9 protein-coding genes are annotated in these 13220 nt (G+C 43.4%); 1 reads left to right on the top strand and 8 read right to left on the bottom strand.

The features are described from left to right. Positions 1-137: 137 nt before the first annotated feature. The 5 genes from GKS34_RS13860 to GKS34_RS13840 all read right to left on the bottom strand — a co-directional run bounded on the left by GKS34_RS13860 (position 138) and on the right by GKS34_RS13840 (position 8737). Positions 138-2495: an OmpA family protein gene (locus tag GKS34_RS13860; RefSeq protein ID WP_163385437.1), complete on the bottom strand. Its 2358-nt coding sequence runs from the start codon at positions 2493-2495 to the stop codon at positions 138-140. 2 nt (positions 2496-2497) lie between these two features. Next, complete coding sequence (locus tag GKS34_RS13855; RefSeq protein ID WP_163385436.1) at positions 2498-3472, bottom strand: PorP/SprF family type IX secretion system membrane protein; 975 nt, start codon at positions 3470-3472, stop codon at positions 2498-2500. 38 nt (positions 3473-3510) lie between these two features. Then, positions 3511-6423, bottom strand: a complete 2913-nt coding sequence (locus tag GKS34_RS13850; protein ID WP_163385435.1) for an Ig-like domain-containing protein — start codon at positions 6421-6423, stop codon at positions 3511-3513. Between the two features lie 263 nt (positions 6424-6686). Beyond that, positions 6687-8240 carry an LruC domain-containing protein gene (locus tag GKS34_RS13845; RefSeq protein ID WP_163385434.1) on the bottom strand — a complete coding sequence of 518 codons (1554 nt, stop codon included), beginning with the start codon at positions 8238-8240 and terminating at the stop codon, positions 6687-6689. 65 nt (positions 8241-8305) lie between these two features. After that, complete coding sequence (locus GKS34_RS13840; protein WP_163385433.1) at positions 8306-8737, bottom strand: hypothetical protein; 432 nt, start codon at positions 8735-8737, stop codon at positions 8306-8308. A 513-nt stretch (positions 8738-9250) separates the two neighbouring features. Between GKS34_RS13840 and GKS34_RS13835 the strand changes: the two genes are divergently transcribed. Further along, the gene (locus tag GKS34_RS13835; RefSeq protein ID WP_163385432.1) at positions 9251-10402 is read left to right on the top strand and encodes a PQQ-dependent sugar dehydrogenase; all 1152 of its coding nucleotides are present in this window, start codon (positions 9251-9253) and stop codon (positions 10400-10402) included. Between the two features lie 55 nt (positions 10403-10457). Here the strand turns inward: GKS34_RS13835 and GKS34_RS13830 are convergent, their stop codons facing one another. Genes GKS34_RS13830 through bshC form a run of 3 tightly spaced genes read right to left on the bottom strand, consistent with a single transcriptional unit; the run spans position 10458 to position 13088 of the window. Continuing rightward, positions 10458-10937: a hypothetical protein gene (locus GKS34_RS13830; protein WP_163385431.1), complete on the bottom strand. Its 480-nt coding sequence runs from the start codon at positions 10935-10937 to the stop codon at positions 10458-10460. A 20-nt stretch (positions 10938-10957) separates the two neighbouring features. After that, entirely contained in the window at positions 10958-11533 is a 576-nt protein-coding gene (locus tag GKS34_RS13825) for a 5-formyltetrahydrofolate cyclo-ligase (protein ID WP_163385430.1), read from the bottom strand. Beyond that, on the bottom strand, positions 11490-13088 hold the full coding sequence (gene bshC / locus GKS34_RS13820) for a bacillithiol biosynthesis cysteine-adding enzyme BshC (RefSeq protein WP_163385429.1): 1599 nt from the start codon (positions 13086-13088) through the stop codon (positions 11490-11492). Before bshC ends, GKS34_RS13825 begins: the two co-directional genes overlap by 44 nt. Positions 13089-13220 lie beyond the last annotated feature (132 nt).

Genomic DNA, 13220 nt, shown 5'->3' with positions numbered 1-13220 from the left:
CTTTGATTTGCTTCACCGTGCCCATAAAATATGCATTCCAAAACAGGCAGAACATATTATCAGCTAACCGACACCTGGGAAAAGAAGACGGCAACGTCCTAAAGCCTCTTCAGGCCGGCACCCAATGATATTGCTTTTTACCTCTTTTTCTTCGGTTGGGGAATGCTCGGAAGAATAAGTTCCGTCCTTCGATTTTGCTTGTGCATTTCCGGTGTACAGGGAACCCCCTCACAATCATTCACGGGCTTGGTTTTACCAAAAAACTCGTAAACCAACCTTTCTGAAGCAATGCCTTTTCCTTCCAGGTAATTTTTAACCACCAACGCCCTCCTTTTGGACAACTCTTCGTTGTAAGCTGCCGAACCTCTGGAATCCGTATGCCCGGTGATAGCAAGACGGCGCTCTACCATGTTTCGAAGCATCAAGGCTACCCTTTCCAGAGCCATCTTGTCTGCAAGAGAAAGCGTCGCCTGATCAAACCCAAAATAAATGGTGGGCAGTTCCTGTGGTAATTGAATATTACTAACATCACATAAATCAACTTCCTGCAACTCCAAAGGCACTTGATATGATTTACCTACTTCAGGAAAGGCCAGTAACAATAACTCTGTCCTTCTATTGAGCTGATGACGATCCTCTGTGCAGGGAACTCCTTCTCCGCAATCCTCCGTCAATTCCGTTTCACCAAACCACTCTGCCTCTATCCTGGAACTGTCGATTCCATATTTTCCCAGGTAATCACGCACCGCATCGGCTCTTTTTTCACTCAACAATTCGTTGTATTCATTACTGGCTCTTTCGTCCGTATGGGAACGAACCACAATATTCAGGAACGAATAGGATTTCAACAATTCAGCCACCCTGTCCAATGCACTTTCCGCATCGCTTCTTATCACGGATTCATCCAGGTTATAGTAAACCAAGTCTACATGAACAGCCGTCTTATAGGGGATTTTTACCAATTGATAGGTTTTTTCCAGCGTTCCGCTCTCCAATCCTTTGGTGGAAATCGTATTATCCTGTACTGCAAAATAACCAGCTTTTGATATATGAATCTCCTGATCTTCCTCCGGACTGATTTTTGCGTGAAACAATCCTTGTCCTCGCTTCTCCACAGGTAGATTGGTATTATCCGCCCCTTCAGCCAAATTCACCTCTATAGGACCTGTTACGGCTGTGCCATCACATTCCAGCACCCTGGCCAGAAAATCCAGTTCCAACGTTTCCATCTCAAATATATCATCCCAACCCGTACTTTGGAGACGATTGGAGGAAATCAATACCTTGTCATCATTGGTCTCGAAAAAGCCAAAGTCGTCCTGGGGAGAATTAAATGGCAGACCCAAGTTTTTTACTCCCAAAAATTCATCTCCCTTGAAATCCGAAACAAATAGATCCAGGCCACCCATTCCTACGTGTCCGTCGGATGCAAAATACAGCATCCCTTCATGTATATAAGGATCGATTTCATTTCCTGGACTGTTGATCAAAGGGCCCAAATTTACAGGAGCCTGGAATTCAAAATCCGAGTTGTAATCCATATAATACAGATCGTAACCTCCTTGGCCTCCTGCCATATTGGAAGAAAAGTACAACCGGTTTTCCGCCTCGTCGACAAAAGGACTCTTCAGACCATATTCCAGCGGAGAATTCAGAGACAAGCCTACAAAATCAATTGGATTTCCAGCATTATCGAGCCTGCTGAAATAGATCTCGGATTGTACTTCGTAATTTTCCGAGCTTCGGATATCCCGGGTCACCGTGTAGAAAAGTACCTCCTGCTCCTGAAGCGGAAAAGGATCGGTAGCATGAAAAACATCCGGCACCGGGGGATCAAAGAGACTTATCTTACCTTCCTCATTCACGGAATAGATATTCAAAAAATTTCTTCCGGTCCAGTCTGAAGATTGGGTATAATATTTATAGCTTTTGTCAATGCGAACGCTGCTTCTATTACGATTTCCTGCTTCCCCTCTATCCGAAGAAAAATAGGCCCTTCCCTGAGCACCTTTTACCCATCCAAATTCCGTATTTGAACTATTGATGCCCTCCATCTTTTTCACACCAGTGTTTCCTGCGACGGCATACCAGTGTTGCAGGGAATCCAAATGCAGGTTAGTAATGGCTTCGTGTTCTCGGGTTTCCATTGTATCCAATGCTGCAAAAACCGCCTCTTGCTGGCCAGCCTGATTGGCAGCAGCGATATATGCCAACAATTCTTCCTGTCCGGACTCCTGAAAAGCCACGGTTTTTTTCCACCAGTCATAGGCATTTTGGTAATCTCTCAAATTGCCATAGGCCTTTGCGGCTCCCTTTGCCGCCTGAAATGAGGGATTTTTTGCATAGGCATCTACATACCCTTTCCCTGCCTCAAAATAATTCTCTTCCGAAGCTTTTTTGTCAGCATATCTCAAAAGTCCCTGCTGTGCCTGAACATTCATGCACAGCATTCCAAGGAAAATAGGGGGTATCAGATAGGTAAAAATCTTTTTCATATTTAAAACCATCTTGGGTTGTTCATAGTCACTTTTCTTGGGGAAATATAATACCCTATAGAAAATTCATGGGAGTTATTTCGTAACCCACTGAAAGCATTCGTTTGTATATCGTAGGCGTAACCTACTCTCAAATTTTCAGTAGCAAACAATTCCAGAATCAGTGCCACAGCGTTTCTGGCAGACAAACCGGTAGGCAACTCATCCTGCCCCAGTTTAACGTTTGTTCGGTAGGATGCCCCGGCCCAAACTCTGTCCACAAATAAAAACATGCCATTTAAATCCATATTGGTGGGCCCTTTTCCCCCATTTCTGACGAGAAAGGAAGGTTTGAATTGTATCTCACTGGAAAGCGGCACTAAGCCTCCTGCCGTCAGGTAATAGTGGACGTTGTGATAGGCAAGGGCAACTGCTTCGTTTTCCAATGCGTTTCTACCGATCAGGTTGTAAGCACTAAAGCCCGCATAAAATCCCGGATTATGGTAAAAAATACCGGCATTCAAGTTAGGAGTAAAGACGTTAATTCGTCCTTCCGGGATTTCAGAATCGTCAAAATCATTGGGATCGAAAAGCGAACCATCAATAGCGTATTCAGAAACACCTCCACTGAGACCAAACCCTAAAAAAGAAGCCTCTCCCGTCTGTATGCGGTAGGCATAGGTCAACAAAGCAGAATTGGACTTTGCCGGTCCCAGTTGGTCGGATAAAATACTCGCTCCAAATCCCATCAGTCCCTCATTGGCACTCAGGTCAGCAGTCACCGTAAAAGTGGTAGGCGCACCTGGCAAACCGGCCCACTGGTTCCGATAGGAGGATTGAATATAATGTTCCCCTTTGTACCCCGCATAGGCCGGATTAACATGCAGGCCATTAAACATGTATTGACTGAATTGGGGTAGTTGCTGCCCATTTGCCCGGCCAACGGTCAAGATCAGCAGCAATGCCAGGTACCCACAAACGCTAAAAATATTTTTCATCGAAATTAAATTTAAACCATCCCTTTTTCACAACTTGTCTATTTCACTACCTGAACCCAACCTTTGTAGGTTTGGCTTTCACCCTGACTATCGGTAATTACCAAAACATAAAAATAAGACCCTCCATTGAGTCCGGCTGCAGCCCAATCGTTTTGGTAATCATCTGAAGCAAATACATGGTCACCATTTCTATTCAATACGGTCAGGGAGCTTTGTGCGAAACGCTCGACTCCACGGATTTCAAAACTGTCATTTTTACCATCCAGATTTCCCGGTGTGATCACATTTGGAATGAAAAATGGATTAACCTGATTGGTGTCGCTATCTTCCTGAACCGGAGAAACGTTTTCCTGATCTTCCGGAAGCTGTACCCGGATTGTATTAGTGATGGTTCCGGTTTCGGTTGCCTGAACCCGAATCCTGAAAACCCGTTCCTCTCCTGCCGCAAGACTCGGAATGGTCCAGCTAAGCGTGCTCCCGGAAACGTTCAATTCGGCCTCACCCGTAAAACCCAGGTAAACCAATCCGGCTGGCAATTGATCCTCAAGGAATATATTTTCTCCCGGACCGGTACCATTATTACTCACCCGGATTTCGTATTCAAACTCATTGCCTTCATACAAATCAATACCGAAAGAAGTCTTTTCTACGCGGATATCCACGGGCCTGGCCAATACCGTAACGGGCACCGCCTGAACCAAATTGATGTAATCGCCAATACTAATGTTGGCGATATTTACCTGTTGGCCTAGCCCAACTCCCATTGCTTCGATCTCAATCTGGGTTTCTGTACCCGCAGGTATCGTTTCAATAGCCCACTGGCTTCCTTCAACCGGTTCCGGATTAGAGGAAAGCAGCATCAGCCCATCCGGTAAAACTTCTTCCACCAAAACATTTTCCAGGTCAAATTCCGAATTATTGGTAAGTAAGATGGTATAGGTTACCATCCCACCCATTGGCAATGCTGTTAAATTCGGAGTTTTGGTTAACTCTAGCACTATCGGTCGAACTGTAATGCTTACCAGTGCCTGATCGCAAAACTGTCGGTCGGCGTTTTCGCATATTTCATAGGTAAAGCTATCAGAACCAAAGAAATTAGCAGTTGGAGTATAGGTAAGCGTTCCATCTCCATTAGGTAACAGCGTCCCGTTTTCAGGTTCTTCGATAATCACCAGTGTTTCCACCAACAATTCCCCTGTGTTGATAAAATCATTGGCCAGCAAATCTAAGGTGAGCTCCTGGTTTTGATTGATAATGTATTCATCATCGTTGGCTTCCAATTGAATATCCCGCAGGGAAAAGCGAATAAATGCCTGATCCCTGTTTCCAGGGTTGATAACTTCTTGCATTTCATATTGCAATTCATATTCCCCATTGGGAAGTCCAACGGGAAGTTCCAGTTCTCCGGCAGGAGAAAGCGTGACTCCCGATAAACCGTCTGCGTCCAGCAAGGTTACACTTACCCTTCCGGTGGGTGCCGCCTCCCCGTTTAACAGGTCATTATCCAGTACATTTCCTACAACCCCACCGCGGTTAAGGTTGATGATTCCATAGGTATCATCCACGGCCGTCAATAGGGTTTGTGCCACAGTAATTGCTATCGTTGCCTGATCGCACTTCTCAGGATCTGCGGCATCACATATCTGGTAAACTAGCAGATAATTTCCTGCAGGAATTCCCTCACCGATATCAATGGATCCGTCAGCTGTCAGACTGACAAATCCGCCTGAATTATTGCTTATTTCACTTAGGTTAACGTTTTCAATTAATGCAGGTAAGCCGTTCAGCATGTCGTTCCCCAGCACATTCAGAACACTATCCCTGGAAAAACTATCCGGTACTTCCATAGCATCATCGAAAGCCTCCGGTTTGTATTCGATAACTTCTATCCTGACCTCTGCCTGATCGGAGTCCTGACCGGCAGAAATTTCGTAGGTAAGCGTATAAACCCCCGGAGGGGTATTGGGAGGGACATCCACCGTTCCATCGGGATTTAAAGTGGCAGTACCTGCCGGAAAATCCTCCAAAATAGTCAATTGAATATCAATAGGATTAAGCGCTGCCCCATTCAGTTCATCATTGTCAAAAATATTCAATACGGCGTCTCCACCGAGTTCACTGTTTACGCGTTCCGCCATGTCTGGAGTAGCGGAAATGGCATTCACAAAGAAAATCAGCTTGCCGTCTGGCTCATTTACTGCAATGATACGTATGCCAAAAATGGGTTCTCCTGATTCAAAAAGGGAAGGAGAGAACAGAACCATTTCCTGCGATTGCTCTGGTACATTGCTAACATGATGGATACCCGTCTTCCATTGGTAGCCCCTAACCTCGATGGTATTTGCTCCTTCAATAGGTTCTCCATTCTTACCCAAAGCGATGAAATCAGTTGGCGAATTACCATCCCGTTCGGTGTATAGCAGGTAACCGGATGTCACTACCGGATCTGAATAAATCAGGTCAACAAAGGGTTCTCCTCTGGGAATAGAAGGCTGGGAATTAATATCCCAATAAGACCGGATGTCAGGCGTCGAAACGACAGCTTCAAGGTTGTTGAAAAATTCCAGGGCTCTGTGAGAAATGATGGCATTGTCCGATCGGACTATTTGAATGGCATCTGGTCTGATTTCATTACTCCCTATAGTTGGGTTGGGATTCGCTACTGAAGGGTTTCGTGTGGTCGCGTAAATCACCTTACCACCTTCAATTTGAATACCACTAATAATAATTGGCACATCTTCCGGACTGGGATTCTGATTTCCCTCAGGTGAATTTTGAATAAGCGCCTGTCCATCGATCAGGTAGGTCACCTGTTCCATCAAAATAAAATTTTCTGTGTTCGTTATCGTCACTACCTGAGAGAAAACAGCAGTAGTTGCTTGAAGCATGAATAAGAACGCCAATGCCGGAATGAGGCTACTTCTTTTAAAAAATGTATGCGAGGAAGGCATATTCTGTAAAATTAAATTTCCCATAATTCCATTCTATTAAAAACCATCTACCTATCCCAAAAAACAAACTAAACAAAGCACTGCTAAAGTAGCTATTTCTTACTAAATCCAAAAAAACAACAACCGTATCCTTTATTATTAAGTCATTCAAGTAAAACTCAGGTGGCTGAATGGCCACCTGAGTATACTTCAAAGAATACTATTTCTAACAATATCTAATTTTTCGGGACTATTTTGTTAGTGAGTAAAAACTCCCAACCATTTTATCTCGGGACTCTCATTGGTCCTCCACCTCTGACGATAGTGTCTTCCTGCAAATTTGCGTTAAGCATTAACCTACTGTTTCGGAATCCACTTTTGTCCAGGTACCAATCCGGGTAGGACTCTCCTCCGGAAACAACCCATTCAAAAAACCGAGCATACCCTTTGGTAATCGGAGCCTTGTTAACCATATAAGGAATACTTACCGGTACGTTCATTCCCCAGGGCAAACCGTTTTCTTTGTTGCGGTAAAAGCTATCAGGCCCTGCTGTACTCCCGTCTTCCTTCGTCCCAAAAATGGACTGGTCGGCGTGTTTGGTTGGCTTCATTCCGGGCAAGTGAACCTCTACACCTCTTTTTTGATTGACGATCAGGAAAGGGTTGAAATTATCCAATCCCAGTTCACCCAATTTTGTCGCTCCTGCTTCCGTGCTTTTTCCTTCCTCTTTCAACGTGACCACAATAGTCTGTAGATCCGGTTTTTGAAGCTCAAATTTCGGATCGGTATTGATGCCTAACGCACCTCCACCTGGATGGGTGAGGACAAGAGATACTTTATCAAAAGGGATGATCGTTGCAAACTCATTATCTAATTCCAATCCTTTTTCATCTATTTTGTGAATGCTTTCCGAACTTGCTTTCGTTCCGGTTACCTGCATCACTTTTTTCGGTGACAAACCTGCAAACTCTATCCCAAACCCATTGGTGAAACCAGCTCCTGCAGCCCTTGGCGACAGTTGGATTTGAATTTCTACTACGTCTCCCTTGGCATCCGTAACTCGGTTTAGCTTATAATCAACAACCAGGTCATTGAAATCATAATCACCTCTGGCCGGCCATAAATCCTCAAACATCAGGGTTCCGAAACCGGTGGCAGGTAAAAAATTGTCAAATGCCTTGTATGGATCTTCCGGATACGCATCTTCTTCATCTGCAATACCATCTTCATCTTTGTCAGCTATCTGGCTCTTAGGAAAACAATTTTCCGAGGGATCCGAAGCGTAAGTGCCTGGAATGGCCAAATCATCGAGTCCTATTCGGGCACTTCCACCGGAACCAACAAGGCTAAAGTAAATTTTAACTGTCTTTCCTGCTAGTGCATTAGGAATCGAAACAGTCACTTCATGCACTTCGGTTTGTTTGTTTATAGGATTAGGAAACTCAAATTCATCAATCTCAGTAACGTCACCTTCCCCAGTGGACTCATTTTCTGAATCAAATTCGATATATTGAATGACGATGCTTCTTTCACCTCCGGAACTCCCATCCAAACGGGTATTGAAACTTATCTCGCCAGCTTCCATAATCATCCAGGGGGACTTTAACCAGGTAGCAGTCTTTGACTCATTGGTTACCTGATTGCTTCGAAGGCTATATTCTCCGGATATCAGGGTTTGCTTACTGTCGCTTACCGATATCGCTCCCATGGACCAGCAGGCGGCAAAATACTTGTCCCGGTCACCTAGTTCGGCGTTATTTTTCACCCAATTTTCCTGAGCTTGTAGGGAAAAACTCATCAATCCTAATATATAGCTGAATACCAATAATTTTTTCATGGTCGTCATTGTTAAAAATTTAAAAATTGTAATTTACTTATTACTGTTTTTCCTGTAACCCCTTCTCAAAGTTCCAGATCCTCTTCGCCTCTTTCTTCCACGAAGCTAAATGATACCTGATTTTTACTGATCTCTTTCTTTTGTTCGATAGTACCGTACTTCATTGTAACTTCTGTTACATGTGCAGGCAAATCGAAGGTCATCTCAAAGTCCTCGTTCATGGCCTGGGCTCCGCCGAAAAATTCATCCCCACTTCCCGTTTCCAAGGTTAACTTTCTGTTGACGTCCACGTCTATTGCCAAGCCTTCAATCTCCACAGTAATCTTTTCGCTGGTTTTCCAGTCAAATGTGCCGGACGCCTGCAATGCTTCAATATTTTCGGTCTGACTACCGACAGGTCTTTCTATAGGCTCGTCCACACAGGAGGCGAAAAATAGGGTAGCGAATACCGCAAGTGCTCCTGCCATCATTTTAAAATTATTTCTGCTGTTATTCATGATCACTTTAGTTTAAAATATCTTAATCCTACTGGATTTGTCTTTGCTGTTTTTGATCGATGCTTCAAATTTCAGAAATTATAACCAGCCATTTGAATTTTTTCGATGAACCCGCCTTACTGGGCGACAAAGTGGTGCTCCGGAAGGTTAAAATTTCCGTTACAGGTTGGTTTTCAGTCATAAAAGTAGAAACCAAACTTCTGTTCAGAAAGAGTTAATAGATTTATTTTGTAATAATTAAATACAAAATTTTTTTTATTGTTTAAAAGACAAATTATTCTATATGTATTTTTTCATACAATGAAATTTGGTGATTATAGCTATCTATTTGCTATCCCATTAAACCTGGTGTTTTTAAAAAAAATTAACGCGCTCATGCGCTTCCAACCTCTACCCATAATAAGCGAAAAAAATGGATTATTTGCCATTAAGCCATGCCTAACAATACCCGTAGTTGAAACCAAAAAATTCTGAAATATGTGGTATATTCGGGCTTTAAAAGAAAAAAGTACGATGAGAAAAACAAGTTTAACAAAGATAGTTTTAGGAATTGCAGTGGTGGGCTTAGGTATTGGCTGTGAGTCAAGCCAGCAGGAAAAATCGGCCCCAGATCCATTTGCGATAACTTCCGATCAGCTTACCTTTAAAGTGGATACCCTTTACGAAGGATTGGAAAACCCCTGGGGCATGACCTGGCTTGCCGACGGAAGAATGTTGGTGACGGAAAGAAAAGGAGAAATCCTTGTTTTCCAGGACGACCAATTCACCGGCGAAAAATTAGCCGGTGTACCGGAAGTTCATGAAGTTAATCAGGCTGGATTACTGGATATTCAAACGCATCCGGATCACGCTAGCAATGGATGGATCTATTTTTCCTATGCAAAACCAGTAGAGGGAGGCGGCGCAACTGCCATTATGCGGGCAAAAGTAGCCGGAAACAGCCTTACGGATCAGGAAGACCTTATTGTAACGACACCAGCTGTAGAAGGTGGCCGACACTTTGGAAGCAGAATCATTTTCGACAATGAAAACTACCTCTACTTTAGTAATGGAGAAAGAGGAGCCAACCCGGAGAATGCGCAAACGCTTAAAAATTCCCATGGAAAAATACATCGGATTCACGACGATGGTCGGATTCCTGAAGACAACCCCTTCGTTGATGAGCCGGACGCCATACCTTCCATCTGGACTTACGGAAACCGTAACCCCCAGGGGCTGGTTTATGACAGCGCTAATGACCGGATTTATGGAATCGAACACGGTCCCAAAGGCGGGGATGAAATTAACCTTATCGAAAAAGGCAACAACTATGGCTGGCCGGAAATAACTTACGGAATCGATTATGACGATAGCATTATCACCGAAGATACAGTAAAGGCTGGAATGGAACAGCCCATCCACTTCTGGAGACCTTCCATTGCTCCCTGCGGATCCATGATGGTAACTTCTGACCGATACCCTGAATGGAAAGGAAACCTGCTAGTGGGCGCACTTGCCAAACAACACATCGCAAGGGTAATGCTTAACGGCACCGATTACGCAGGAGAAGAAAAATTACTACAAGACATTGGGCGGGTAAGACAGGTGGCCCAAAGCCCCGATGGATACATCTATGCCCTCACAGAGGGTACAGGCTTATTGATCAAGCTTATTCCACAGGAATAAACAAAAAAAACCCGCTGAAAAAATCTCAGCGGGTTTTTTTGTTTTCATACCTTTTTTAAAAAGTAAACCGTATCGAGAGGGCAACCTCATCTCCCCAGAACCCCGCGTCATTAATAATGTTAAATGCCGGTTTATAATCCAGCGATAGATTGATAGGAGCATCTGCAAATTTAAAATCCAAGCCGATGATTCCATCGATACCAACAATGGTAGTGCCACTGTAATCTCGCTTCACTGTATTTCCGCTATTCCAGCTACCGATATGAGCTCCTCCACCATAAAACCAACGAAGACCCCGAACTTCCCGTATGTCTTTATGGACCTCATAAAGTCCGGTAAGGACCAATCCCCTCCATCGCGAATGAAGAATTCCCTCTAAAGCCACGTTGCTTTGAATAAAGTGTTTTACCGTCAGCCCATTGCTAACTCCAGCTCTCAGACCAATCCCGGTGGCATAGGTCTGGGCTTTACTCTCATTGAGGAGGCCAAACCCCATCATTAGAGCAAATACGACAATCATTGATTTTTTTACCATACAACTATTATTTAGAAAAACTATTGTTTAAAAATTACACTTCCTTCAGGAAAGACACAGGCGTCCAAAGGCACATCGTGCTCAGCTCTGGGCAATTCTTCTTTGGGGGCGAAGTAAGACAATCCCACCTTTAAAACATCCGGCTTTAACTCCAAAAAAAACCGGTCGTAATAGCCCATTCCGTAACCTAACCTGTTGCCCTTGGTATCCACTCCTAATAGTGGAACGAATACCAATTCGATGCTCTCATTAGGTGCAGATTTCGGATTCCCGGGGACGGGTATTCCCATTTCATCTTCCTGGAAAACCGTATCCTCATTTATTTTTACCGTATTTAGCCGTTGCATCTTTCTATCCGTTATGGATCCATAAACCTTATATCCGGCGTCAAGTAATTGCGGCAATAATAGTACCGTATTAATTTCGAAAAGCTTTTTAATGGGAAAAAAAAGGTGAATATGCCGAATTTTTTCCTGTTGGTTTAAAAAATTAATGCATTGCCTGGCAATTTTTTCAGAGCGAATGGCTCTCTCTTTTTCTCCCAGGGCTATTCTATCCGATTTGAACCTTTTCCTGAGTACTTCCTTCGCTTCCATTCTCCTGCAAAATTATAAAATTAAAATCCAATGGATCAAATTTTCCTAAAAGTTGTTCGATAATTTTCGGCTCCCTCAGGTAAAATTCCAGAAAATTAACCTTCCTTTCCTGCAAGGTTCCGTTTGGAAAGAGGTAAGACTTAACTTCGTTTATTTGCCGAATGGCATCTTTCTGTTTTCTTTCTTCAGCTTTCCTGAATTTAACCGCTACCTGGTCCAGGATTTTATCGCTTCGAGTGAGCGCCGCTTTTACTGCACCCTCTAAGGTAGGATCCAGCCTGCTTGCACGCTTTTCCAAGGTCCCAAAAAGTTGATTTAACTGCTCTTTTTCTGATTCCAGGGAAAGATCCTCGGACGCATGCTTTTTTACATATGCAATCCTCAACCGATCAATAGACTTGAAAAGATCTTTTGGTTTCAGACTCAATTTATTGATTTTCCGCTGCACATACCCCGGGATTATGACGGCAAAATTCCTCGGCAGAAGAAAGGGGAATGATACCTTATAATGATCAAAAACCTTTTTTAATTGAAACCAATAGGCCACCTCGGCAGGACCTCCCAAATAGGCCAGATTGGGCAAAATAACTTCCTGATACAAGGGCCGCATGACCACATTGGGGCTAAATTTTTCTGGATGGGCTTCTAAAAAGGCCTCCATTTCAGTCTCCGTCCATTTGTTTTTTCCATCGTGTGTACGAAATTCCCCGTCTTGTCGAACCAGCCTTTCCCTGCGCCCGGGTTCCATGTAAAAAAAATTGATCTCTCTGGGGAAAATCTGGGTCTTGTATCCGGCAGCCTCCAGGGATTGATTGCTTTCGTTTACAAGCTTATTGGCCTGCTGAAAAAAAAGATCATCCTTAATAATGGGTAAAAACTGCTTCTTCAGTACCGGCTGGTTGGCATCTATTATTACCAGCCCTCTTTCTGCAAACAAGTGATGAACGTATTTTCTGACAGCATCTTTCAGGTACTTGCTCTGGGTGTATGCTTCTGTAAAGAATGCGGGGACAAAATCCCATTGCTTCAGCAGGCTTTTCAAGGTATCGTCTATTTCAAATTCACCTACCGGCCCTTCCTGATCTGTGTCCCAGGTGTATTTTTTCCCATCAAAATGAAAATGATTGATCTCTTCAAAATCATGATCCTCGCTGGCCATCCAATAAACCGGAACAAACTGGTAATCCGGAAATGCTTCCTGTAACTTTTCGGCCAATCGCAGGGTGGATACAATCTTATATATAAAGAAAGAGGGACCTGTCATCAGGTTAAGCTGATGCCCTGTGGTTACGGTAAAGGTTCTTGAATCAGCCAGTTTCTCGATGTTCTGGGTAACCGGTGATTCCCCGAAGTCCTTATATTGCTCCTGTAGCGTATTCACCAACACCTTTCGCTTTGCCTCAGAAAAGGTTTTCTTTTCAAGGGTCTTCTTAAATCGATTCAATTCCGGATATTCCTGATAAAATGGTGCTAGCGCATCCTTTTGCTGAATATAGTCTAAAAATAAATCTGAAAATAAGCCCGTACAGGCAGGGTCTACAGTGGATTTTATCATGAAAGGTGAAATTTTTACTGGTTATCAGAAGTAAATAAAGTCTAAAAACCTGCGTACCAACGCTAAAGTTCAACATTTTTATCGATTTATCAGAAATGCCTTTATACAATTTTTTGAAAATTATATAACAGG

This window comes from Cyclobacterium jeungdonense (genome assembly GCF_010994275.1).
Lineage (GTDB): Bacteria > Bacteroidota > Bacteroidia > Cytophagales > Cyclobacteriaceae > Cyclobacterium > Cyclobacterium jeungdonense.
Note: the sequence above shows the minus strand (reverse complement) of the source record. Positions and strands in the feature narration are given on the sequence as shown.